This window comes from Vibrio tapetis subsp. tapetis (assembly GCF_900233005.1).
Taxonomy (GTDB): Bacteria; Pseudomonadota; Gammaproteobacteria; order Enterobacterales; family Vibrionaceae; genus Vibrio; species Vibrio tapetis.
On sequence record NZ_LT960611.1, the window covers coordinates 1,234,710 to 1,259,683 of the forward strand.

General features: G+C 44.1%; 20 protein-coding genes. 4 read left to right on the forward strand and 16 right to left on the reverse strand.

What is annotated here, in order from left to right:
- Positions 1 to 33 precede the first annotated feature (33 nt).
- The 6 genes from malZ to yfbV form a co-directional block, all read right to left on the reverse strand.
- Positions 34 to 1,875, reverse strand: coding sequence for a maltodextrin glucosidase (malZ, locus tag VTAP4600_RS05425; protein ID WP_102521855.1), 1,842 nt, complete (start codon positions 1,873 to 1,875; stop codon positions 34 to 36).
- Positions 1,876 to 2,029: 154 nt separating this feature from the next.
- Positions 2,030 to 3,520 (reverse strand): sensor domain-containing diguanylate cyclase, encoded by a 1,491-nt coding sequence (locus VTAP4600_RS05430; RefSeq protein WP_102521856.1) that lies wholly within the window; start codon positions 3,518 to 3,520, stop codon positions 2,030 to 2,032.
- A gap of 211 nt (positions 3,521 to 3,731) precedes the next feature.
- Positions 3,732 to 4,526 (reverse strand): ABC transporter ATP-binding protein, encoded by a 795-nt coding sequence (locus tag VTAP4600_RS05435; RefSeq protein WP_102521857.1) that lies wholly within the window; start codon positions 4,524 to 4,526, stop codon positions 3,732 to 3,734.
- A gap of 1 nt (position 4,527) precedes the next feature.
- Complete coding sequence (locus VTAP4600_RS05440) at positions 4,528 to 5,484, reverse strand: ABC transporter permease (protein ID WP_102521858.1); 957 nt, start codon at positions 5,482 to 5,484, stop codon at positions 4,528 to 4,530.
- 74 nt (positions 5,485 to 5,558) lie between these two features.
- Positions 5,559 to 6,524: an ABC transporter substrate-binding protein gene (locus VTAP4600_RS05445; protein WP_102521859.1), complete on the reverse strand. Its 966-nt coding sequence runs from the start codon at positions 6,522 to 6,524 to the stop codon at positions 5,559 to 5,561.
- A gap of 546 nt (positions 6,525 to 7,070) precedes the next feature.
- The gene (gene yfbV, locus VTAP4600_RS05450; protein WP_102521860.1) at positions 7,071 to 7,523 is read right to left on the reverse strand and encodes a terminus macrodomain insulation protein YfbV; all 453 of its coding nucleotides are present in this window, start codon (positions 7,521 to 7,523) and stop codon (positions 7,071 to 7,073) included.
- 342 nt (positions 7,524 to 7,865) lie between these two features.
- Here yfbV and VTAP4600_RS05455 point away from each other — a divergent pair, with 342 nt between their 5' ends.
- Positions 7,866 to 9,062: an acetate kinase gene (locus tag VTAP4600_RS05455; RefSeq protein WP_102521861.1), complete on the forward strand. Its 1,197-nt coding sequence runs from the start codon at positions 7,866 to 7,868 to the stop codon at positions 9,060 to 9,062.
- Between the two features lie 105 nt (positions 9,063 to 9,167).
- Entirely contained in the window at positions 9,168 to 11,318 is a 2,151-nt protein-coding gene (pta, locus tag VTAP4600_RS05460) for a phosphate acetyltransferase (RefSeq protein WP_102521862.1), read from the forward strand.
- 41 nt (positions 11,319 to 11,359) lie between these two features.
- On the opposite strand, the gene VTAP4600_RS05465 is transcribed toward pta, so the two are convergent.
- The 7 genes from VTAP4600_RS05465 to VTAP4600_RS05495 form a co-directional block, all read right to left on the reverse strand.
- Positions 11,360 to 12,376, reverse strand: coding sequence for a substrate-binding domain-containing protein (locus VTAP4600_RS05465; RefSeq protein WP_102521863.1), 1,017 nt, complete (start codon positions 12,374 to 12,376; stop codon positions 11,360 to 11,362).
- 9 nt (positions 12,377 to 12,385) lie between these two features.
- Positions 12,386 to 13,306 (reverse strand): ribokinase, encoded by a 921-nt coding sequence (rbsK, locus tag VTAP4600_RS05470; protein ID WP_102521864.1) that lies wholly within the window; start codon positions 13,304 to 13,306, stop codon positions 12,386 to 12,388.
- A 111-nt stretch (positions 13,307 to 13,417) separates the two neighbouring features.
- A complete protein-coding gene (rbsB, locus tag VTAP4600_RS05475; RefSeq protein WP_102521865.1) occupies positions 13,418 to 14,296 on the reverse strand; it encodes a ribose ABC transporter substrate-binding protein RbsB in 879 nt (292 codons plus the stop codon).
- Between the two features lie 83 nt (positions 14,297 to 14,379).
- A complete protein-coding gene (rbsC, locus tag VTAP4600_RS05480; protein ID WP_102521866.1) occupies positions 14,380 to 15,378 on the reverse strand; it encodes a ribose ABC transporter permease in 999 nt (332 codons plus the stop codon).
- Positions 15,375 to 16,880 (reverse strand): ribose ABC transporter ATP-binding protein RbsA, encoded by a 1,506-nt coding sequence (gene rbsA / locus VTAP4600_RS05485; RefSeq protein WP_102521867.1) that lies wholly within the window; start codon positions 16,878 to 16,880, stop codon positions 15,375 to 15,377. The genes rbsC and rbsA overlap by 4 nt, the downstream gene beginning before the upstream one ends.
- A gap of 52 nt (positions 16,881 to 16,932) precedes the next feature.
- Positions 16,933 to 17,352, reverse strand: a complete 420-nt coding sequence (gene rbsD, locus VTAP4600_RS05490) for a D-ribose pyranase (protein WP_102521868.1) — start codon at positions 17,350 to 17,352, stop codon at positions 16,933 to 16,935.
- Positions 17,353 to 17,688: 336 nt separating this feature from the next.
- Entirely contained in the window at positions 17,689 to 18,564 is an 876-nt protein-coding gene (locus VTAP4600_RS05495; RefSeq protein WP_102521869.1) for a Tim44 domain-containing protein, read from the reverse strand.
- Between the two features lie 185 nt (positions 18,565 to 18,749).
- Here VTAP4600_RS05495 and VTAP4600_RS05500 point away from each other — a divergent pair, with 185 nt between their 5' ends.
- Both VTAP4600_RS05500 and VTAP4600_RS05505 read left to right on the forward strand, forming a co-directional pair.
- Entirely contained in the window at positions 18,750 to 19,346 is a 597-nt protein-coding gene (locus VTAP4600_RS05500) for a TetR/AcrR family transcriptional regulator (RefSeq protein ID WP_102521870.1), read from the forward strand.
- Positions 19,347 to 19,355: 9 nt separating this feature from the next.
- Positions 19,356 to 21,236 (forward strand): MFS transporter, encoded by a 1,881-nt coding sequence (locus VTAP4600_RS05505; RefSeq protein WP_102521871.1) that lies wholly within the window; start codon positions 19,356 to 19,358, stop codon positions 21,234 to 21,236.
- Positions 21,237 to 21,338: 102 nt separating this feature from the next.
- On the opposite strand, the gene VTAP4600_RS05510 is transcribed toward VTAP4600_RS05505, so the two are convergent.
- From VTAP4600_RS05510 to VTAP4600_RS05520, 3 genes are all read right to left on the reverse strand, one after another.
- Complete coding sequence (locus VTAP4600_RS05510; RefSeq protein WP_102521872.1) at positions 21,339 to 22,037, reverse strand: class I SAM-dependent DNA methyltransferase; 699 nt, start codon at positions 22,035 to 22,037, stop codon at positions 21,339 to 21,341.
- A 102-nt stretch (positions 22,038 to 22,139) separates the two neighbouring features.
- Positions 22,140 to 23,927, reverse strand: a complete 1,788-nt coding sequence (locus VTAP4600_RS05515) for an ABC-F family ATP-binding cassette domain-containing protein (RefSeq protein WP_102521873.1) — start codon at positions 23,925 to 23,927, stop codon at positions 22,140 to 22,142.
- 295 nt (positions 23,928 to 24,222) lie between these two features.
- Positions 24,223 to 24,972: an SDR family oxidoreductase gene (locus VTAP4600_RS05520; protein WP_102521874.1), complete on the reverse strand. Its 750-nt coding sequence runs from the start codon at positions 24,970 to 24,972 to the stop codon at positions 24,223 to 24,225.
- Between the last annotated feature and the right edge of the window lie 2 nt (positions 24,973 to 24,974).

Below are 24,974 nucleotides of genomic sequence, written 5' to 3' on the forward strand. Positions count from 1 at the left end.
TCTATTGAGATCGCTAAGTTTATGTTCCAAGCGTTATAGACTAAACAGCATCACACTGTTTGGTTTCGCTTGGATACAGCCATTACCACCGGCGTACATTATAGAGTGTGGTTCGGTTAAACTATCGGCTTTACCGCCATTCAATCCCAATTGCCAAAGCGGTACCGTTAACGCCTGTTCAGACTCGCTAAGGTTGACCACGCAAAGGGTGATTTCGTTATCAAGCTGGCGTGCATAAACCCACGCTGTATTAGAACAGTGCAGCGTTTGAATTGACCCTTTTTGCAATGATGGACGCTCGTGTCTTAACGCAATCAACTTTTGATAAAATACAAACCAAGGAGACTTAAGGTTTTCAGCTCGCTCCCACGGAAATGTTCGACGGTTGTCAGGGTCGTGACTTCCTTCCATCCCCACTTCCGTTCCATAATAAAGGCAAGGCGTGCCTAGGTAAGTAAACAATAACGTCGCGGCCAATTTCATTTTTTGCTCATCACAAGAAAGTAACGTCAAAAACCTCGCCGTATCATGGCTATCTAGCTGATTAAGCTGCGTTAATTGATTCGAAAATGGAATTTTGGCTTTTGCCTCAATAAGCCAAGTCACAAAGTCTTGCACATTTATATCAATTGGGTCAAAAGCGATATCCTGCTTTGCTAATAGAGCCCTTACCGGGTGCGCAAACCCATAGTAATTCATGGCGCCATCTTCTTGATCGCCTTGAAGCCATTGGCTGGCTTCAAAAAAGTGTTCACCCAGCACAAATGTATCTGCGTTTTCCTCTTTCGCCGCTTGCCTGAACGCCTGAACGTAGTGTGCGTTGTTTGTTGCCCCTTCTCCCTCTCCCAACATATGAATAACATCAAAACGCCACCCGTCGATGTTATAGGGTTCCCTCAACCAGTGACGGATCACAGCACTGTCACTTTGGTAGATATAGTCACGCACTTCTTGGTGATTGAAGTTGAGCACAGGTAAATTCTGCACCCCTTTCCATGCAGAATAGTTTTTAGAGCCGTCTTCAAAGAAGTAATAATCTCGATATGGTGAATCTGTATTATGGTAAGCACCATTATCAGTAACGCCATTTCGGTCGAACCAAGGATGCTCTGACGAGGTATGATTAAACACAGCATCCAAGACCACTTTCATTCCTCGTCTATGAAGGTCAGCAGTCAATTCTGCAAACATCGCGTTGGTTCCAAAATGCGGATCGACATTCATATAATCCGTTGTGTCGTACTTATGATTACTTTTGGACTCGAAAATTGGATTAAGATAAAGGGTAGATATTCCCAGCTCTTGCAAATAATCCAACTTACTTTGCACACCATATAGATCCCCACCGTAAAACTCGCTGCCACCGGTTCCGGCTTCAGTATCGATTGCCTCTCCCCAATGTTTTGCCACGACACCTCTGGTGTTATTTTTGACTCTGTACTCATCAGTTTTTACACTTATTTCTGGCTTTCCATTACAGAACCGTTCAGGAAAGACTTGATAGAATACTTGCTCACTGACCCAAGTTGGCGGCTGATGTTCTGAATTAAATTTGAAGTGATACTCGCGGCTAGGCATGCGTTTATGAATACCTCGGTCATCCAACCAAAACTGTTGCTGATCAACAAGCACCTTGAACACATAGTGAGTCATTGCTTTATCTGGATTTATTGGAAATTTGACACGCCAGAGCTTTAGTCGCCCCTGTCGTTCTGTTTCAAGCATTTCAACCAGTTCTTCCTCGTTATCAGGTTCGTGTCTAAGATAAACTTTGTCGAAATTCAAACTGTCTGTTTTTAATGTAACGGTTAGGGATTGACCATCAAACTGAGCACCATCTGCAGTTTGAGAGTGAAATAGAAAGGGCAGAGTCATATGTGTTTCTCACATTTTTATTAATTTTAACTTTCAGTGTAAGAAATTCTAAGGCACAAAAAATCCCCCTTTCAGGACAAAAGGAGGACATTGTTGAGGTGGAGACCGAGGGCGTAGCTTAGCAAGAACCCTAGGCGGATTTAAACTCGACCAATTACATACTGTTGTTCGCTAATTTATCGCTAGAAATAAGCTTGTTTTTTCCCGTCGTTTTCGCTTGATAGAGCAGTCTATCGGCTTGTTTGAGCAAGTATGAAAATGAATAATTTTGGTTACTATCAACCAAAACAAGACCACCAGAAAGTGTGCAACCGCCATCAAGGGCTTCACATGAACCTTCTGAAATAGCCGAACGAAGACGCTCTATAACAGAAATAAGGGCATCTTTATCCTCTCCAGTGACACAAACAACGAACTCCTCACCACCAAACCTAGCAACCGCATCCTTACTACTAATATTGGCCATCATTTGATTTGCCACATAACAAATAGCATCATCGCCCACATCGTGACCAAATCTGTCATTAATGGTTTTAAAGTCATCGACATCTAACGTAGCTAACGCCAAATATTGTTTGAAATGCGAATCGTACCAGTAATTTTCCATGCCTCGACGGTTAAGTAATCCCGTCATAGGATCATGAGATGCCATTCGCTTATAATATGTGCGTTCAATACGCGAGTTAAAATAGAATAAAGAAACCACCACGAGTGAATATAAAAAAATACATATCGCTAATGCGTATTTTTCAGCAACCAAAAATGCCACCAATTCATCTTTGAAATGCCACTGATAAGCAAGCGCATGATTGTGCATCATTCCCTCTAACTTTAACTCTCGCTCAAAAGATACAGCCCTAAAATCAATCGCATTAAATTGCCCAATCAACTTTATGTCACCACTCACTTGCGAATGGCGATTCAATAAACGCTTAAGATCAAGGTCGACAGTGAGAACGCCTTCAAAGGATTTACCTGAATACACAGACGTCATAACACTAATGATTTCATCTGGGTTATCAAACGAAATATGTGGGCCAAAAACACTGATAACACGTCGATTCATCGTTGCTTTCTGCCAAGCAGGGCCACCAATCATATTGTCCAACTGATCAGAATTCAGGTGCTGACTAAAGGCGCGTGGAGAGGAAATAACAAAGCCCAACCGATCAACAAAACGCACGCCATCGATATTAAAGTCAATATCTTGAAAGAAAGACAACAACTTTGCTGACGTTATTTTATTTTGTAAAGACTGATATAAGGGGCTATTTAGCTTACAAGTCTCTGGACGACCTACAATCATATAATCGATTTCAACGGACGGGAGATCATCGTTCTTAATTTTTGAACGCAAAACCGCATCTTTAGGTAAAATACGACACAGCCCGTCTTTTATCATGCCATCATGGGTCATCAGAACTGGTTCATTATGACCAGGTATACTACCCAGGCTATAATCAATGGTCGTCGCTATTTTCCCTGCCCTTGTCAGTGAAGTTTCAATGTATTTATATTGATGTTCTACGGCCTGCTCTAGACGCTGTATGTAAATAAAAATGATGATAAGAATGGTCGATACTAAAATTGCTGCTGGAGCTAAAGCAATAAATCGCAAACTAAAATAGTGGTCTTTCTTTATCACAAGGATCTACCTTCAAAGAAGTGCAAGACATGGCATACAATGATGATCTCAGAATTATACCTTTTAACGCCAACATTGCAGGCTTTTTAGAAGATAGGGATAGAATTGGCCATCGTTTATCACGAAAATGATTAGCCTATGAAATAGTAAAGCCCCACTTCATTGAGTGAGGCTTTAAAAAAGAGACAGTGACATGAAGCCACGGTGAATGCTAGCTCAACAAAAGGCTATCGTCGGCTAATTCCTCACCACGCACTTTAGAGAACATCTCAAGTAAATCGGGCACTTGCATTGTTGACCTTTCATTACCGGCAACATCTAGAACAATTTTCCCCTGATGAAGCATCACGGTTCTGTCGCCACACGCCAATGCATCTTTCATTGAGTGAGTAACCATCATGACCGTTAAATTAAACTCTTTAACAACGGTTTTAGTGAGATCAATAATAAAAGCAGCCATACGGGGATCAAGCGCCGCTGTGTGCTCATCGAGCAGCAATAGCTTACTGTCAGATAATGTCGCCATAACTAAGCTCACAGCCTGTCGTTGACCACCGGAAAGCAAGCCTATGCTGTCTCCTAACCTATCTTCTAAACCAAGACCTAGAATGCTAATACGTTCTTTAAACAACGCTCTACGTTTGCTGCTTAAGGACATACTCCAACCACGAGATTTACCGCGCATATAAGCAAGCGCCATATTTTCCTCAATGGTTAAATCACCACATGTCCCTGCCAACGGGTCTTGAAATACGCGCGCACATTGTGCAGCACGCTTATCAACAGACCAACTTGTCATGTCAGTATCACCAATTACAACGCTGCCACCCGCCATGGGCGTTTCACCAGTCACGGCGCCAAGCAACGTTGATTTACCGGCCCCATTTGAACCGATTACCGTTAAAAATTGATGTTCAGGTACAATGAGGTCGACACCACGAAGTGCTTTGTTTTCTAAAATAGTTCCGGCATTAAAGGTAACTTCTATATCTTCCAAGAAAATCATGCTACCTCCTTCTTAGATAGTGTTTTTTTGCATTCGCCTTTTTTGCGTTAGCTTTTTTAACTTGAGCTTCTTTGGATTTCTTTTTAGCGTTCATGCTTTTTTTCAGCTTAGGAGCAACCAAAGCCAACGCAACGAGAACCGCTGTGACCAAGTTTAAATCTGACGCTTGTAAGCCGAACATACCCGAACTTAACGCAAATGCGACGGCCAATCGGTATAATACTGAGCCCACAATAACCGCAACAACCGCTACCCAAATGCGTTTACCAGGAATCAAAGTTTGCCCTAAGATTACCGCAGCCAAGCCTACGACAATGGTGCCCACACCAGAGGTGACATCTGCGAAACTATTAGTTTGTGCAAACAAGGCACCAGCAAAACCAACAAACCCATTCGAAATAGCCAAACAAAAATAGGTGTAAAACCCGGTGCTGGCTCCTTGCGCTGCGACCATTCTTGCGTTCACACCGGTTGCTCGCAACCCTAATCCAAAGTCACTATTAAGCAATCGAACAATAAAAATAGCTGACAACAGCACCAATACAGCCACCACAATTGGGCGTACATACATGGAATCGCCAAGCGCTTCAAATGGCGTCAAGATGGTGTCTTCGCCGATCAGAGCCATATTAGGTCGGCCCATTATACGAATATTGATAGAAAACGCGGCGATCATCGTCAGGATAGAGGCCAGTAAATGCAGAATGCCACAACGTACGGTTAAAAATGCAGTTACCCAACCGGTGGCAGCCCCGGCCAAAATAGCGAGGCCTGTCGCGACCCATGGGTTAATACCAGCAACGATTGCGGTTGCCGCTACAGCAGCCCCCATCGGAAAGCTGCCATCAACACTAAGATCGGGGAAGTCTAAAACACGAAAAGTTAGGTACACGCCAAGTGCAACTAACCCATAGATGAGCCCTATTTCCAGAGCCCCAAAAAATGCAAAAGCAGACATAACTACTCCTTTCTGCTTAAATTATTCGCTCGGTCATTTGCTGGCCGAGCGAAATATCCTGTGACTAGCTGCTTCTATTTAACAGTCGTCGCACGATCTAGTACTGATTTCGGAATAACAAAACCAAGCTTGTCTGCCGCTGTTTTGTTAAGCACCAAGTCAGAACCTTGTGCCACTTTTACATCCAAATCTCCAGGGTTAGCACCTTCAAGAATAGCTGCAACGTAGTCGGCAGTTTGTACGCCGATTTGGTAGTAATCAAAGCCTAAGCTTGCTACTGCTCCACGCTCAACATAAGAAGTTGCCGCACCGAATACAGGGGTTTTCGCTTGGTTAGCCGCAACAATCATACCTTCAATTGCGCTTGCTACTGTGTTGTCGATCAGCGCATAAAGCACATCAGATTTCGCAGAAATAGCTTGAGTCGCCGATTGAACGTCAGCACTTTTTAACGCTGTCGCTTCAACTAAGGTCAAACCGTGTTTAGCCGTGCTTTCTTTGAGTAGTTCCATGATAGAAACGGCATTAGCTTCACCTGGGTTATAAACAACACCAATCGTTTTCACTGTTGGCATCAGTTCTTTAATTAGCGCGACATGTTGATCCACAGGAGAAAGATCGGATAAACCTGTAACATTTTTCCCTGGCTTCTCCAGCGTTTTCACCAATTTTGCCCCTACAGGGTCAGTTACGGCAGTAAATACAATCGGGATATTACGAGTTGCAGAAACCAAAGCTTGTGCTGTTGGGGTTGCGATGCCAACTAAAACATCAGGTTCTTCACCGATAAATTGACGCGCAATTTGCACTGCAATTGCTGGGTTACCTTGTGCTGTTTTATAATCAAACTCTAAGTTTTTACCTTCTTCATAACCCTTCGCTTTCAATCCATCGAGTAAGCCTTTACGGGTAGCATCCAATGCTGGGTGCTCTACAATTTGCGACACAGCAACAGTAGCAGTTTTTGCAATAACACCTGTTGAAGACATAAGCGCAGCACCGGCTAGACACGCTGCAACTATAATACGACTTGCTTTCATCTTGACTCCTTGATTCGGCAAAGTAATTGATGTGTGTTTGCAACCAGTGAAATATGGGGCAACTTCGAGTGGATGCAAAATATTGTGTTTCATTTTGTACGCTTTTATTTACGCACTTGTACACTTTTTTACCAGCTAACAGGGCAAAATGGAAGCAACGATTAACACGAAAATAACAAATTCAGGGATAAGTGATAGATAGCACACAAAACCAGCCAATTTACCGTACGAGAGAACAAACGTCGGCCAGCATCTTCTGTGTGAATATCAATCAAACTCAGCATTGGTAATTTTTAAGAAGGGATTGACAAGCGCACCGTAAGGATGAAGTCCGTTTGCTAGGCTACAAAGAAAAGTACCAAAAAAAAAACAGCCAAAGCAAAATCACTTTTGCTTTGGCTGTTTCTGTATTCTCAACGCAAACCCGTCGCTGTAATCGCGTTTGGCTTTTAGCTTTTGGCACTCAGTACTTAGCTTTTAGCACTTCACTTCTAGTACTTAACTTTTAGTACTTCGCTTTTCGCACTTAACTTTTTAGCACTTTTCTCAAAACCAGCGTTCTAGCGCGCTCTTATCGAGCTGACGAAATGCTCGGTTCAGCATGGTAGCCAGTTCTTTATAACGTGGTTTTGATTTTATCGGTTCAAGTGCACCACCCGCCTCGATTATTTTACCGTGAATTTCACGATACCAGCCCGCCAACGCCGGTGGCAGTTGAGTATTAGAGCGATTCCCGAGCCACCACATACCCTGCAGGGGGAGACTGATAGCGAATAATGCCATTACAATGGCTTGTGGCATTGCTTGAGAGTTTTGAAATACCATTTGCATTAAGACACTAATAGCCGCGACCGCAGGCATGACCTTGATACCAAAACGTGTCGCCTTAATAATGCGTTGCTCTGGAAATAGAGGAGACAACTCTTTGCGTATAGGCCAAATATCCATGTATTTCTGGCCATCTTTTAAGCTATGGAACAATCCTATTTTCTCACTCATATCGACCTCTCACTAAAATAAATCTACAACCATTAAAAAAAAGCTGCAAAAAAAATTGATTCTAGTTAAAATGCATTCAAATTTTTTTGTTATATTGAGACATTATCGCTATCCTTAGCAAACCCTCAATCTCATTGTTGCTGTTATTTACAATTTAGGCAACTCTAAGAGTACTGTTTGCTAGGATTGCAAGCACGTCATTAAATCATCGATGTGTCTTTTTATACGGAAATTCAAGTTTTTTGAGCAAGAATAATGTAGGTTTTATAAATGCCTTATATTCTTGTTACTGATTTTCACCCTAACTGAATTTTTCAGACGAAATAACAGGTAATCATACACATGTCTAAGCTAGTTTTAGTTTTAAACTGCGGTAGTTCTTCTCTTAAGTTTGCGGTTGTCGATGCAGTATCTGGCGACGAGCACCTAACAGGTCTTGCAGAATGTCTACACCTTCCTGAAGCACGTATCAAGTGGAAGCTTGATGGTAAACACGAAGCTCAACTAGGTAACGGTGCTGCACACGAAGAAGCATTAGCGTTTATGGTAGAAACTATCATCGCGTCTAAGCCTGAACTAGCTGAAAACCTAGCAGCAATCGGTCACCGTGTTGTACACGGCGGCGAGCAGTTCACTCAATCTGCACTTATTACTGATGAAGTTCTTAAAGGTATCGAAGACTGTGCAACACTTGCGCCTCTTCACAACCCTGCACACATCATTGGTATCAAAGCAGCACAAACTGCATTCCCAGCACTTAAAAACGTTGCTGTGTTCGATACTGCTTTCCACCAAACTATGCCTGAAGAGTCTTACCTATACGCTCTTCCGTACAACCTTTACAAAGAGCACGGCATCCGTCGCTACGGCATGCACGGTACTTCTCACCTGTTCATCACTCGTGAGTGTGCAACTCTACTAGACAAGCCAGTTGAAGAAGTAAACATCATCAACTGTCACCTAGGTAACGGCGCATCTGTATGTGCTATCAAGAACGGTAAATCTGTAGACACATCTATGGGTCTTACTCCTCTTGAAGGTCTAGTAATGGGTACACGTTGTGGTGATATCGATCCTGCTATCATTTTCCACATGCACGACAACCTTGGTTACTCTGTTGAGAAAATCAACAACATGCTAACTAAAGAGTCTGGCCTACAAGGTCTAACTGAAGTGACTTCTGACTGTCGTTTCGTTGAAGACAACTACGGCGAAAAAGAAGAAGCAACTCGTGCAATGGACGTGTTCTGTCACCGTCTTGCTAAGTACGTTGCTGGTTACACTGCAACACTTGAAGGTCGTCTAGACGCTATCGTATTTACTGGCGGCATCGGCGAGAACTCTGGCCCAATCCGTGAGATGGTTCTTAACCGTCTTGGCATCTTCGGTATCGAAGTTGACAGCGAAGCAAACCTTAAAGCACGTTTCGGCGGCGAAGGCACAATCACTACGGCTAACAGCCGCATCCCAGCAATGGTTATCTCTACTAACGAAGAGCTAGTTATCGCTGAAGACACTGCTGAACTAGCAGGTCTTTAATTAAGAAAACTGGCTAACTTAGGTTAGCCAGTTTTTTATCAGCTGCTCAATTTACTCCATAATAATAAGTTGAGTTTCTTTTAGATAGTCATAGGTACTCCTCACATGTCCCGTACGATTATGCTTATCCCTACTAGCGCTGGTGTTGGTCTTACTAGTGTTAGCATGGGCGTTCTTCGCTCTATGGAGCGCAAAGGCGTTCAAGTTTCTTTCTTCAAACCAATCGCTCAACCTCGCAGCGGTGGTGATATTCCCGATCTAACGTCTACTATCGTTCGTGCGAACAGCGATATGAAGATTGCACAATCTATCCCAATGCCAGAAGCTGAAGCGCTTATTGGTAGTGAGAAAATGGATGTGCTACTAGAAACGGTTGTAGCGCGTTACAACACAGTAAACGATTCGGACGTAACCTTAATCGAAGGTTTGGTTCCAACTCGTAAGCACCCATTTGCTAACCAAGTGAACGCAGAGATTGCTAAAACACTAGGCGCAGAGATTGTTTTTGTTGCGACTCCGGGTACGAACAACCCAGCACAACTTAAAGAGCACATCGAAATTGCTTGTTCAAACTTCGGTGGCACTAAAAACAAAAACATCAAAGGCGTAATCATCAACAAGCTAAACGCTCCAGTTGATGAAGCAGGCCGTACTCGCCCTGACCTATCTGAAATCTTTGATGATGCAGACAGCGCACAACAAGCAAACGTTGAAGTCATGCAAATCTTCAACTCTAGCCCTATTCGTGTTCTTGGTTGCGTGCCTTGGAGCATCGACCTGATCGCAACTCGTGCAATCGACATGGCTAAGCACTTGAACGCTGAAATCATCAACGAAGGTGACATTGAGTCTCGTCGTATTAAGAGCATCACGTTCTGTGCACGTTCTCTTCCACACATGATTGAACACTTCAAACCAGGTTCACTGCTTGTCACTTCTGCTGATCGTCCTGACGTTATCGTTGCGGCGGCTCTAGCGGCTAAGAACGGCGTTGAAATTGGCGCTATTTTGCTAACGGGCGGTTACGATATCCCTACGCAAATCAGCGATCTTTGTAAGCCAGCGTTTGACACTGGTTTGCCGATCTTTAAAGCACAAGGTAATACTTGGCAGACGTCTTTAAACCTGCAAAGCTTTAGCCTAGAAGTTCCAGCTGACGATAAAGAGCGCATCGAGTTCATCAACGAACACGTTGCTAGCCATATCGACGGCCCATGGATTGACTCTCTAAGCGAAGGTACTCAAGGTATCCGTCGTCTAAGCCCACCAGCATTCCGTTACCAGTTAACTGAGTTTGCTCGTAAAGCTGGTAAGCGCATCGTCCTTCCTGAAGGTGATGAGCCACGTACCGTTAAAGCAGCAGCAATCTGTGCTGAGCGCGGTATCGCAACGTGTGTTCTTCTAGGTAACCCTGAAGAAATTCGTCGTGTTGCAGCTCAGCAAGGTGTTGAGCTTGGTGCTGGTGTTGAAATCATCGACTCTGAAGCTGTACGTGAAAACTACGTTGCTCGTTTGGTTGAGCTTCGTGGCGCGAAAGGCATGACGGAAGTTGTGGCTCGTGAGAAACTGCAAGATTCTGTATTCCTAGGCACAATGATGCTTGAGAATAACGAAGTTGACGGTCTGGTTTCTGGCGCGGTTCACACAACGGCGAACACTATCGTTCCTCCGTTCCAAATCATCAAGACTGCACCCGATGCTTCTATCGTATCTTCTGTATTCTTCATGCTTCTACCTGACCAAGTATTGGTTTACGGTGACTGTGCGATCAACCCAGATCCAAACGCAGAGCAACTTGCTGAAATCGCTATCCAGTCTGCAGATTCTGCAGCGGCATTCGGTATCGACCCTCGCGTTGCAATGATCTCTTACTCTACTGGTGAATCTGGTAAAGGTGCAGACGTTGATAAAGTACGTGAAGCAACCAAACTAGCTCAAGCTAAACGTCCTGACTTGATCATTGATGGTCCTCTTCAGTACGATGCAGCTATCATGGAAAACGTAGCGGCTTCTAAAGCGCCAAATTCTCCTGTAGCGGGTAAAGCAACCGTATTTGTATTCCCAGACCTAAACACGGGTAACACAACGTACAAAGCGGTACAGCGTTCAGCAGACCTAGTTTCAATCGGTCCAATGCTGCAAGGCATGCGCAAACCTGTTAATGACTTGTCTCGTGGCGCACTAGTAGACGACATCGTTTACACCGTTGCACTGACTGCGATCCAAGCTGAGCAAGCGAGTGAAGCAAACGCTTAATTCTGCTGCTTTTTTAACATCTAAATCTATTCTAAAGAAGGTTAGACCAACGACTTCACGCTGCTTCGCTCTACCAAGGTAGGCTCCAACTGCACGACTTGCGGCTGATCGGTTTTCTTCTCTAACTTATTTAATAACGTGTCGACCGCCGCTCGCCCAAGTCGATATTTAGGCTGGTGAATGGTCGTCAGTGACGGCGTCATAAATTTAGCGATGTGAATATCATCGTAACCAATTAGCGATATATCATCTGGAATACTCACACCGCTCTCAACAGCCGCATTGATCGCCCCCATGGCCATCATGTCATTAGAGACAAAGAGTGCGGTTGGTAATTCTTTATTACTGTTGCGCAATGTAAGTAAGGTTTTGAATGCTTGGTATCCCCCTTCGCATTCAAAGTCAGCTTCCAAGATCCAGTCTGCGTTAATCTCTAGCTTATTTTCATTCATCGCGCGTTTGTAACCTTCATAGCGCATAAGGGCTTGATGCCGATTCAATGGCCCTGTAATGCAACCAATTTCAGTATGGCCAGCTTCAATTAAGTGCTTTGCCGCAAGGTATCCTCCCAACAAAGAATTGTCTTGAATTTTATCACTCGCAAAGTGAATCGGGCCCCAATCCATAACAACTACAGGTAGATCAGCGTATCGATCGAAGACGTCAATTCGCTCCCCTTCTAACGTTGAGCACATCAAGATTAAGCCATCAACTCGCTTCTGTAACAGCGTGTCTATTGACGCTTTCATGCGTTCATTATCGCCTTCGGTATTACAGAGAATAAGGTTGTAGTTTTGCTGGTAGCAGCGTCGTTCTACGCCTTTGACCACTTCACCAAAAAAGGGATTCGTTGATGTTGTCACTAGCATACCAATGGTATTGGTTCTGTTGAGTTTTAAGCTACGAGCGAGGGCTGATGGCGCGTAGTTTAGCTCTTTCGCTGCATTATTAACGCGCTCTGAAATCTCTTCACTGACATAACGAGATTTGTTGATCACATGGCTAACGGTAGAAGTTGAAACACCTGCAAGTCTTGCAATATCTTTCATCGTAGCCATGTGTATTCCTTAATGATGGTCAACTAAAAAGTCTTCAACCTCTTGTCGTTTGGGAATAGAGGTTTGAGCGCCATAACGAGTCACAGAAATTGCTGCGGCTGCATGAGCAAATTTAATGGCTGATTCTAAAGGCATATCTTCTAATAAGCCAGTAACAAGTGCGCCGTTAAATGTGTCCCCTGCGGCAGTGGTATCGGTAACATCCACTTTAAAGCCTTGGATTGACTCACCTCGGCCGTTTTGACTTAACCACACACCCTTTGAGCCGAGCGTTATCATGACAATTTCAATCCCTTTTAGGTGCAAAGCATTTGCCGCCTCTTGGGCAGATATATCATCCGTTACTGTAATGCCTGTCAGCACTTCAGCTTCTGTTTCATTGGGGGTAATCACATCAACTCGGTTAAGCAGTTCATCAGAAAGCGGGCGAGCAGGCGCTGGGTTCAGAATAACCGTTGTACGGCTCTCTTTTGCTACTTTAGCCGCTTGTTCAATACCGTCAATCGGCGTTTCTAGTTGCATCAAAAGATACTCAGCTTCACGTATTTGGTCTAGATGCGGCTCTAATGATTGCGCGGTTAAACGGTCGTTCGCTTCGGCCGAGATACAGATGCTATTTTCACCACTATCAGAGACTTGAATCATGGCGATGCCCGTTGGGCAGTTTGGTTGTAGCTTAACTCCTTGGGTATTAATCCCATCGGCACGGAAACTTTCGCGAATATTAATGCCAAACGCATCGTCACCCACACACGCAATGAAGCCAACATCGGCATTTAATCTAGCAGCAGCCACCGCTTGATTGGCACCTTTTCCTCCGGGAATAACTTGATAGTTGCGGCCATGAAGCGTTTCCCCTGGGCGAGGAAAAGAAGGCACCTGAAGAACGTAGTCAGCATTTACGCTGCCTAAAACCACCAACTTATTCATATTAATGTCCTTGATTACATCGAAAAATACATAGGTTTGAAAACAAACCTATTTACTCTTTACTGAGAAAAGATGAGGAGAGCGCTGCCCTCCCCATGACTATGCTTGTGATTACTTAGTAATAATCTTCAGGGCTACCGGGATGTATGCATCCACTTTGTCACCTTTAAGAACTTTGTCGGCCGTAGCAACACCTAGCGCACCGATCATGTCTGGTTGTTGTGCTACTGTCGCAGCGAGCTTGCCTCTATTTACAGCAGCAATCCCGTCTTCAGTACCATCAAAACCAATGATCTTAATGTCTTTACCTGATGCTTGTACTGCACGTAACGCGCCCAGTGCCATTTCATCATTTTGTGCAAAAACAGCTTGTACATCAGGGTTAGCAGCCAGTAAGTTTTCCATCACGTTTAGACCTTTAGTACGGTCAAAATCAGCCGGCTGGCTTGCCACTAGTTCCAATTTGCTTGCTTTTACAGCGTTCATGAAACCTTCACCACGCTCACGTGCAGCTGAAGTCCCGGCAATACCTTCTAGTTGAATCACTTTCGCGTTGTCTGCTACCGTTTCCGCAATAAAGTGACCCGCCATTTCACCACCGATTACATTATCAGAAGCAATGTGGCTCACAACGTCACCTCGGCTTGCACCGCGATCTAAAGTAAGTACTGGCACCTTAGCGCGGTTTGCCATACGAATCGCGTTAGAAACCGCATCAGAGTCCGTTGGGTTGATCAAAATCGCTTTAACGCCTCGAACCGTCAGATCTTCAATATTTGATAGCTCTTTGCTTGGATCGTTTTGCGAATCCAACACTATCAATTTGTACCCAAGCTCTTCAGCTTTCGCTTCCGCACCATCTTTCATGGTAACGAAAAATGGATTATTGAGTGTAGACAGTACAATTGCAATTGTATCTTGCGCTTGTGCAGACACAGAAACAGAGGCAGAAAGTACAGCTGCAGAGATTAGGGTCGCTATCTTTTTCATTGTTATCATCCTTTGTATTATTGGAGCCAAACTGCATGTAAGGCTCGTCTATTTCACGTTATTGGAGGTTATGGTTTATCTATCTATTTATTTTTATTATCAATAAGCACTGCCAGCAAGATAACCACTGCTTTCGCAATCATCTGGTAGTACGAGGAAACATCAAGTAAATTCAATGCGTTATTCAGGAAGCCAATGATCAGTGCACCAATCAGAGTTCCCATAATTCGCCCACGTCCACCCGCTAGGCTTGTACCACCTAGTACCACGGCAGCAATGGCATCGAGTTCATAGCCCATACCAGCTGTTGGTTGAGCTGAAGAAAGTCGGGAAGTGACGATGAGACCGGCAAGTGCCGCAAGTAGACCACATATCGCGTAAACACCGATCTTCACACGGTCTACGTTGATTCCAGATAAGCGAGTTGCTGATTCATTACCACCGAGTGCGTAGATGTAACGGCCAAAGCGAGTATGGTTTAACAGGTACCAAACTGAAGCAAACACAATAACCATTAGCCATACCGGTACCGGAATTCCTAACGCATAACCTGTACCAAACCACGCAAATGCATCACCGGTATCGGTAAAACCGGTCGATATTGGACGACCTTCGGTGTAAACCATAGTGACACCGCGCAATAACGTCATGGTGACCAAGGTAGCGATAAACGCTTGTACCTTACCTTTTGCGATGATTATCCCGCTGATCGCCCCTAAGGCAGCACCAGCAAGTAACGCCGTAGGCACAGCAATTAACACCGGAACTTCCATGGCAATTAAGCTCGCCGCGAATGCTCCGCAAAGTGCCAGTACCGAACCTACACTCAAATCAATGCCCGCCGTTAAGATAACTAAGGTCATGCCGACGGCGATGATCGCGTTAACTGAGGTCTGGCGTAGAATATTAAGTATGTTGTCGACGGTAAAAAAGTTAGGGTTCAAAAATGACACGACAACAATCAAAAATATTAACGCTATCAATGATTTTTGCTCGATCAGCCACTCTTTACTAATTAGAGACTTTTTCTTTGGTTCGGTTTGACTCTTCATGGTTTGGTTACTCGTGGTGTTAGTACTCATGCTGCTTCCTCATTCAACGTTTTGCCCACGGCACACGCCATTAGTTTTTCTTGGTTTGCATCTTGCGCGTCGAACTCGCCACTGATGTGACCTTCGTGCATCACGATAATGCGGTCGCTCATGCCCAGAACTTCAGGCATTTCAGAAGAAACAAGAATGATGCTCATTCCTTCTGCTTTGAATTTATTAATCAATTGATAGATTTCTTTCTTCGCCCCGACATCAACGCCACGAGTCGGCTCATCCAATATCAATAATTTAGGGCGAGTCATGAGTCCTTTAGCAATCGCGACTTTCTGTTGATTACCTCCAGATAAATTACCAATGATCTGATCACGACTCGGCGTTTTAATATTGAAAAGTGTTATGAAATCTTCCACTGCCATAACTTCTGCAGCGTGTTGAATTCGTCCTCGGTGAGTTAACTGCTCTAATGCACACAAAGACATGTTTTCTTTGACTGACAACCCCAATACTAAGCCGTCGCCCTTTCGGTCTTCTGAAATATACGCAATGCCACTGGCCAACCCTTCTTGTGGAGAGCGAGGGTCAATACTTTGTCCTTGTAAAATCACTTCACCTGATTCACGACTCAGTGCACCATAAATCACTTTCATTAGTTCTGTTCGGCCTGCCCCCATTAACCCAGACACACCGAGTATCTCTCCGTGATCTAACTTAAAGCTCACATTTTCAACGCCCGAGCCTGTCAGATTTCGAACTTCTAAGCAGGTTGTACCGTGCTCGGCGTCGACACGTGGATACTGTTCATCCAGCTTTCGACCTACCATCATTTCTATCAATGTGTCTTCATCGGTGTCGACTACCGCACATTCACCAATAAAGCGCCCATCACGCAATACGGTAATATCATCACAAATTTCAAATATTTCTTTTAAGCGATGAGAAATATACACAACGCCACAGCCTTGCTCTCTCAATTCGTTAATCACGTCAAACAGTGACTCGGTTTCGGTGTCCGTTAACGCATCGGTTGGCTCATCCATAATGATGACTTTGGATTCAAACGACAGCGCTTTGGCAATTTCAACCATCTGCTGCTCGCCAAGACTTAACTCCCCGAGCAGAGTTTTCGAACTGTGTTTCACATTCAATCGAGCCAGCAATTTGTCGGCCGCTTGGTACATATCACTCCAAAGAATGCGCCCCATTGCACCTGTCATCTCTCTACCCAAAAAAATGTTCTCTGCGATCGTTAATTCAGGGATTAAGTTCAGCTCTTGGTGAATGATGCTAATACCAGCATGCTGCGAATCTCTTGGCCCTTGAAAGGAGCACGGCGCACCTTGGTACGTAATTGAACCAGCGTCTTTACTGTAAATACCAGTCAGCACTTTCATCAAAGTAGATTTACCCGCACCATTCTCACCCATCAAAGCCATCACTCGACCTGAGTAAACGTTAAGGCTCGCTTTATCCAGCGCCTTCACACCGGGAAACGCTTTTTCAATCTCATTCAGTTCTAAAATGGCTTGAGTCATGTTGAGTCCTTATTGATTAAATCTTGTGGTTGTTTGCCTGATGTTTACTGGACTAAAACACCACACCCGCTTGAAAAATCACGTTAGCGTATGGCGTAAACTCACCGGTTCTGACAATCGCTCGGCTGTTGGCCGTCTGCGTTTTAAACACATCATGAGAAACGTAATTGATTGCGATGGATTTACCACAACGCTGTTCTTCTAACTTCAATTCTTCGACTAATTCGCGGTGGTGCTCAGGACTAACGGTGGCAAACTCTTCAGCGATGATGACACCTTCAATTTGAAGTTCACTCAACATCACTTTCACGGTATCAATAAATCTAGGCACGCCTTCAGTCAGAGCCAAGTCGATACGTTTCACTTGGTCTGGAATAGGCAGGCCTGCGTCACAAATAGTGATCTCGTCAGTATGGCCTAGCGTGGCAGCTAAATAGGTCAAATCGGCATTTATTAGGGTACTTTTTTTCATTGTCTTACCTGTTTCTTGGCCATGTTAATCGAGTTTTATATTGAGAGAAAACACTCATCGAAACGTTTCGATGAATCCTAACGCTGCTATAAAAAAATGCACGAAGCAATAATTAAGGCTGTGATCACGATCAATATCTAGAAATAGGAAAGGAAACAAAAAGTGAGAGACATCACTGATAGAAATATCAATTCCATTTCAAATAAACGGAAAACTGACATAATTCGGATGTACAAAAAGAGACAAAGAAGAGTGAAAAACGACGCAACAAACTTAAAAAAAAACGGCAATACATTTTCATGTATTGCCGCTTAGATAATATGGTTTAGCTATGGATTAAGCCTGAATACCAACAATCAACCATGGCGCATTAGGTGCTGCTAGGTCGCGCTCCAAATGCCATACGTCGGTAATGTCTTCTTCGACACTTTCAGCATCATCACGGTAGCGGCCACTAAACTGAAGACTCAGTTGAGCCATTGAGGCATCGTATTCCGCACGCACAATTTCTGCATCAACGTACATCACGTTGGTGTGTTGATCGCCATCCAGTTTCTCGCGCTCCAACTTCAAGTCTGCGAACAGGCTTGGTGAAACGTATTCTTCAATGGTTTCTAGCTGATTGTGATTCCACGCGCCTTGAATTGTGCGGTAGTGCTCGCGAGAACCATTAATGAATGCCGCCTGATCAAAACCAGGAGGGAAGTTATGCGGAACATCGCTGCCAGTAGCTGAACCAAAACCGCCCGAAGTTGGCTGAGATTGTTCAAAGTTATGCACATTAGACTCAGGTTCAGACTTTGACTTGAACATATCTTGTGAACCGCCAGAATACGCAGGCTGCTGGCCTTGTCGCATCGTGCCTTGTTTAGCACCAAGCATTCCTTTTAGGAACTTAAACGCAACAAATGCAATTAAGCCCATGATCAAGATATCCATGAACTGGATGCCTTCAAACGCACCACCGAAGAAAGCAGCAAGTAAGCCACCAGCTAGGAGTCCGCCCATCAAACCACCCATCAAGCCTTTCTTGCTGTTGGTTGCTTTGTTTTGGTTAATAGTGCTCGTATTGGTCGCATTTTGCTTTGGTGCAGGCGCTGTTTTAAAGCTTTTACCAAACGACTTACCACCACCAAATTTTTTGGCTTCCGCTATTGGTGCCGCCGTCACTGATATCATCAGTAGGGCAACAATCGTAAAGAGACGTTTCATTCTTCCCCTCATTAAGAGATATTTTATTAATAAGACAACTTCATCATAGCCTGTCGCCGTCAACAAAGGAATACAGATGAAAAAAACTATGTTTCAGAATATTGCCATTTAAGCCCCAACTTCCCTTGACCGTTCTCTTAGCGATACATAAAATAATGAACATTGTTCATTTTATTAAACGACCCATGGCTAGACGTAACGATCACACAAGAGAAGAGTTGGTTGCAATTACACTCAATCAAGTAAAGCTGTTTTTAAACGAGCACCCTCATCACGAGCTTAGCCTACGAAAAATCGCCACTAAAATTGGGTATGTGCCGAGCACTCTGGTTAATGTGTTTGGTAGCTATAATCTGCTGTTACTTCAAGCGGTAGCACAAACCTTAGATGAACTTGCAGAGCTTGCCGAACTCGCGGTATCCGATTCTCAAGGCGCTACAGACGCATTGCATAAGTTAGCTTATTGCTACCACGACTTTGCTGTAGAACACCCGCATCGCTGGCAGCTTATTTTTCAGCACACGATGAATGGCGAAGAACTTCCTGAATGGCAATCAACGCGTATTGATAAAATGACGGGCATGCTAGAGGGTTTGGTCGCTATGCACACTAACAGCCACTCCCACGAGCAAGTATTAGAAGCCAGTCGTGTATTATGGGCCGGTGTACACGGCATTACGTTACTCAGCGTTGACGATAAATTTTTCTCTTCAACACCGATGGACGGACGACTGCTCATTGATAGCCTACTGTCTAACTATCTCTCTTCTTGGCAAGCGTAAAGGATTACCATGTCTAACCAGAGTTCTTCTTCGTTACTGAAGAAAAGGCGTTTTTTACCTTACTTTATTACCCAGTTTTTTGGCGCCTTCAACGATAATATTTTTAAGAACGTTTTACTGTTGTTTGTTGCCTTTGCTAGTGCGCAAGCACTGCCGGTTTCTAGTAATTTATTCATCAATCTTGCTGCTGGTCTATTTATCCTGCCCTTTTTCTTATTTTCAGCAACGGCGGGTGTCTTGGCAGACAAATATGAAAAGTCTTGGTTCATCCGTAAAGTAAAGTTGGCTGAAATTGGCATCATGCTTTTAGGTGCGATCGGCTTTATTACTCAAAGCTATCTTATTTTACTGCTATTACTGTTCTTAATGGGCACTCAGTCCGCCTTCTTTGGCCCCGTAAAATACGCATTGCTACCGCAACATTTGAAAAAAGAAGAATTGGTATCAGGTAATGCGTTGGTTGAAACCGGCACATTTTTAGCTATTTTACTTGGAACTCTGGGCGCTGGAATCATCGCTTCATCAGACAACGCAACTTATGTAGCAGCGGCTTGTGTCATCTTGTTTGCGGTATGTGGTTACATTGCCTGTCGCTTTATTCCGAAAGCCGATGCCACCGCACCAGATACGAAATTTAAATGGCGTCCGGTTTCTCAAACCAAGCACACCATCGCCATAGCCAAGCAAGATAAGGTAATCCACCAGGCCATTTTATCCATTAGCTGGTTCTGGTTTCTTGGTGCCAGCTATTTAACTCAATTCCCTAACTTCGCCAAATTGCACCTTAACGGCAGCGAAAGCGCGGTTTCTTTCTTACTCGCTCTGTTTTCAATTGGCATCGCTATTGGATCTTTCATCTGTGACAAACTCTCTAAAAATAAAGTGCAACTGGGTATTGTCCCTATTGGCAGCTTCGGAATCAGTGTCTTTGGAATGCTGTTAGCCGTCACCGTCCCTAGCACCATTCCAGAACTTAGCGGATTTATTGACTTTATTAGTTACCCTGAACTGTGGCCGGTATTTGGAAGCTTGTTAATGATCGGCGTATCCGGTGGTATATTCATCGTGCCGTTGTACACCGTAATGCAGACCAAAGCAAAAGAGACAGAACGGGCTCAAGTGATTGCGGCCAATAACATCTATAACGCCATTTTCATGGTCGGCAGTGCTATTCTCGGCATTGTTTGTTTATCCGTCATTGAATTGTCTATTCTGCAGCTATTCTTAATTCTATCTGCGCTCAACCTGTTTGTGGCTTACCATGTTTTCATGGAATCACCTATGTATGTATCTAGGTTAGCCATCAAGTTATTTACTCACACCATGTACCGTGTGACGCATAAAAATTTAGATTTTGTACCTAAAGATGGCGGTGCACTTATCGTGTGCAACCACGTTAGCTATATGGATGCTTTGGTCATGATCAGCGCGAATAAGCGTCACCTGACTTTTGTGATGGAAGAAGAATACGCTCATCTACGACTACTTAAGCGTTTGCTCAAAAATGGTGGCGTGATTCCGATTGATGGTACTAACGCTCGCTCAATTCGCAGTGCGTTTGTTCAAGTAGAAAAAGCGCTAAACCGAGGCGAAGTGGTCTGTATTTTCCCTGAAGGACGTTTAACCTCCGATGGCAGCATGAGACCATTCATGCGGGGAATAGACCTTATTTTACGTCGTTCTCCTGTCCCTGTCGTTCCAATGGCTTTGAAAGGTCTCTGGGGAAGTTTCTTTAGCCGCGCGAATGAACGAGGCCGGGCGTGCAGCCGCCGACCTACTCGATTCTGGACCAAGCTGGAAGTCGAAGCGGGCCAACCCGTTCCATCAAAAGAGGCAACCAGTGACGTGATGTTTGAGAAAGTCGCGCAATTACGAGGAGATTGGCTATAGCTTAGCCATAGCTCTAGTGATTGACTAAAAGAAGCTCATCATGTTTAGTTCCATCATGATGAGCTTTCTTATAAATAAGCTTTAAAATCGATCAGCTGATCACTATATTTTCTCGCATTTTATGAAGATAAAATTCGGGTTTTTCGACAAATACTCATATTTCTCTAACGATATATCTTTTACTTTTTCTGACACTTGCCCCTCAGACAATTGAGTCACAACAAGACCAGCGCGAGTGATCGCTTGCATGATTTCAGTCAGTGAACGACGATAAAAGCGAACTTCAACAGGCTCGCCTACCGTATCCCAAGTCTCTTCTACCAATTCACGCTCGAAATAATTTCCCGACGCTGAACATTCAAAATCGGCAAACGGGTGATGAGTAGAAAAACAAAAACTACCGCCAGGTTTAAGAACACGAGCAATATCATCAAAACATGGCTGAAGATCTTCGAAATAGTGGACAACTAAAGGGCAAATGACGAGATCAGCACTCTCACTTAATTCCGCGGTAACGCCTTGAGAGAGGTCTTCTACATACGCATGCACTTGAGACCCAAACTTGCTTTTAACAATATCCACCATCTCTTGGGAATAATCTATGCAGGTAACCTTTTCGGCTCCTTTTTCCAGCAAGTACTGCGCATATACTCCGCTGCCACAGCCCAAATCCAGCACTTCCTTTCCTTTAATTCCACCAAGCATGGCTTGCAGCGAGGGTCTTTCCAAGTGCGCGTTGTAAATATTGTCTTGCACAGCGTGATCGTATTGTTTTGCGAAGCTAGTATAGAGTTTTGACATCGGTTTTCTCGCACTGTTCGTTAGATAAGTTGATTCGACAAAGTTAACAATGAGTATTGGACGTAGTTCACGCCCAATATCCTTCCTAAAATGTTCGGTTTACTAGGTTAAGTCCAACAACCCGTTTATGTATTCAATTTCCTGTTTCCATTGAGATTGCATTAAAGGTTTCTGCCGTTTTAACTTGCGCCCTAAATCATCTTCAAGCAGAGCCTCAAGAACGCAAAGTCTTTCCAACAACGCTTCATCATGATGCTCAACGGTACTCACCGAGACCTCATCACATAACGTTGATGGTTCGAAAGACCCTACCGAAATTTGCGCAGATGCCTGCGCATCAAGACAATAGTGGTCGGTCATAGCTCGATGAATTTGCTCTACTCCATCCATTTCTTGTAGCTTGCTACCTTCGATGTACCAAAAACGATTACATGATTTTTCAATCAACTCGCGATCATGGCTCACTAAAATAAGTCCTCCAGCAAATGTCTTAATCGTTTCCGCCAATTCTTCTTTGCCGTCAATATCCAAGTGATTGGTTGGCTCATCTAACATCAAAAAGTGGTAGTTCGCTAAAGTCAGCCCTACAAATAACAATCGAGACCGTTCCCCGCCACTGAGTTCCGCCACTTTTTGCGCATGGCGTTCATAAGCAAAACCCGCACTGATCAAAGCCATTTTTCGTCGCTCTTGAGAGTCTGGGAAAAACGGATACAACGCATCAAGCAGGCAATCGTGGTCATGAAGTTGATTCAATCCCTGATCGTAGTACCCTAGCCTTGCCTGTGGGTGGAATACCCCCAACCTTTGACGTTGGCTATGTTTTTCGCTCGAGTGGTTGGCTTGCTGATAATTTTGCCACAACATACGTAATAACGATGATTTACCGCAGCCATTTTTACCCATGATAGCAACATGGTCGCCACTTTTTATCTGCTGGAACAATACCTGAAACAGGGTTTCTGCGCCTTCAGCCGGTACAACCGAGTACTCAGCTAATTCGAGAATCCGATTTGCGGGCATCGACTCGCCAACTAAACGAAGTTGCCACGGTTCTGCTTCGCCGAGTTGCGTCTGGCATGACTTTAAGCTCTGCACCCGTTTTTCCATACTCTTTGCTTTTTTGGCAAAACTCTCGTTATCAAAATCGCGCCCCCAGATGGCTAACCGGCTGGCACTTTTTTCAATTCTGTCTATTTCTTTTTGTTCTGACTCTCGACGAATGGCATCGGTTTGATCACGTTCTGCTAATGCTTGCCTCGCCTGGGTACAATTGAGAGCAAAATGATGCAGTGTTTTATCTCTCATGACCCACGTGCTGTTGGTTACTTTGTCTAATAGCCGACGATCGTGAGAAACAACCACAAAGGTGCCTTTCCATTTAAGTAAAAAGCCCTCTAGCCATAATAGCGTAGGCAAATCTAAGTGGTTACTTGGTTCATCTAATAGCAGTAAATCCGGCTCCAACATTAACGCTCGAGCAATCAGCAGTCTTGCATGCTGACCGCCGCTTAATGTACTGATTGATTTTTGCCAATACACTTCGTCAAAGTCCATGCTTGCTAGCAATACTTGAGCGCGCCATTCATCAGACAGACGAAGATCTTCGGGAAGGTTCTCAACCACAGCATCGAGCATGGTTTTATTGTGTAGGTGGTTAGGTAGCTGTTGCTCGACTCTCGCCATTTTACATTGGTGAGATACCGAAACATCACCGCCAAAATTGGATAACTCGTTGTTTAGTAATTTTAAAAGGGTACTTTTCCCACAACCATTGGTGCCTATCAGTCCGATTTTGTCACCTTTATTTAAGGTAAACGAAATCGCTTCAAATAACGGGCCCGAAGTAACGTCATAGGAAAGGTTTTGTGCTGTTAGTAATGTGCTCATTGTGCTTACTCAAGTTTTATGCGCGTCAAAACGCGGTCGTCATAGCTGCTGACAACAACCTAGTAAGCTAGAGTGAAGGGTCTCTAGAATTGAATTAAAACTTCGCTCAAGCTTAGGTTATCGCAACACGATAAGTTGAAAACTTGAGTCTTTGCCGTACCAAAAAATTGGCGCAAAGTTTAACTTGCACACATCCATGAATATTCCTCCTTTTTGTCTAAAATGATCACATAAAATATAGACTAATGACTTTTGGTTTTCTAATCAATATAGGCGGTCAAAAAAGTGATGTATGCTAACGGCCACCGGCAATATCAATAAAGCTTCCAGTGACATAGGAAGCTTCATCTGACAGCAACCAAGCAATGGACTCCGCCACTTCCTCAGGCGTGCCACCGCGCTGTAACGGCAATTGTGACGCTAGGCGATTAACCCTATCAGGCTCACCACCATCAGCATGCATCTCGGTATAAATACAACCGGGTCTTACGCCATTGACTCGAATTCCTGAAGCCGCCAGTTCAAGAGAAAGTCCTTTAGTTAATGAGTCCATTGCACCTTTTGATGCCGCGTAATCTACGTATTCAAACGGAGCACCCGTTCTTGACGCCGCCGACGATACATTCACAATCGCACCATAACCGCCCACTTGATGAATAAACGCTTTTGAGCATAAAAAACAACTCGACACGTTCGTCAGCATCACCTTATTGAAGCGCTCTAAATCCATATCGACCAATGTGGATTGGGTAAACAAAATGCCAGCATTATTGACCAAGTGTGTAACCCGACCATAGCGTTGTTGTACGGCAGAAAACAATTGTTGTACCTGTTCTTCCACCGAAACGTCAGCTTGAAAGCTAAATGCTTCGCCACCTAACTCGAGTATCGAACCCACAACCAAGTCAGCTTGCTCAGCGTTTACCCGATAGTTTACACAAACGGAATAACCTTTAGCGGCGAGTAGTTTAGACGTAGCGGCTCCGATCCCTCGACCGCCCCCAGTAACAATTGCCACTTTTCTTGTTCGTTCTAAATTTTGCACGA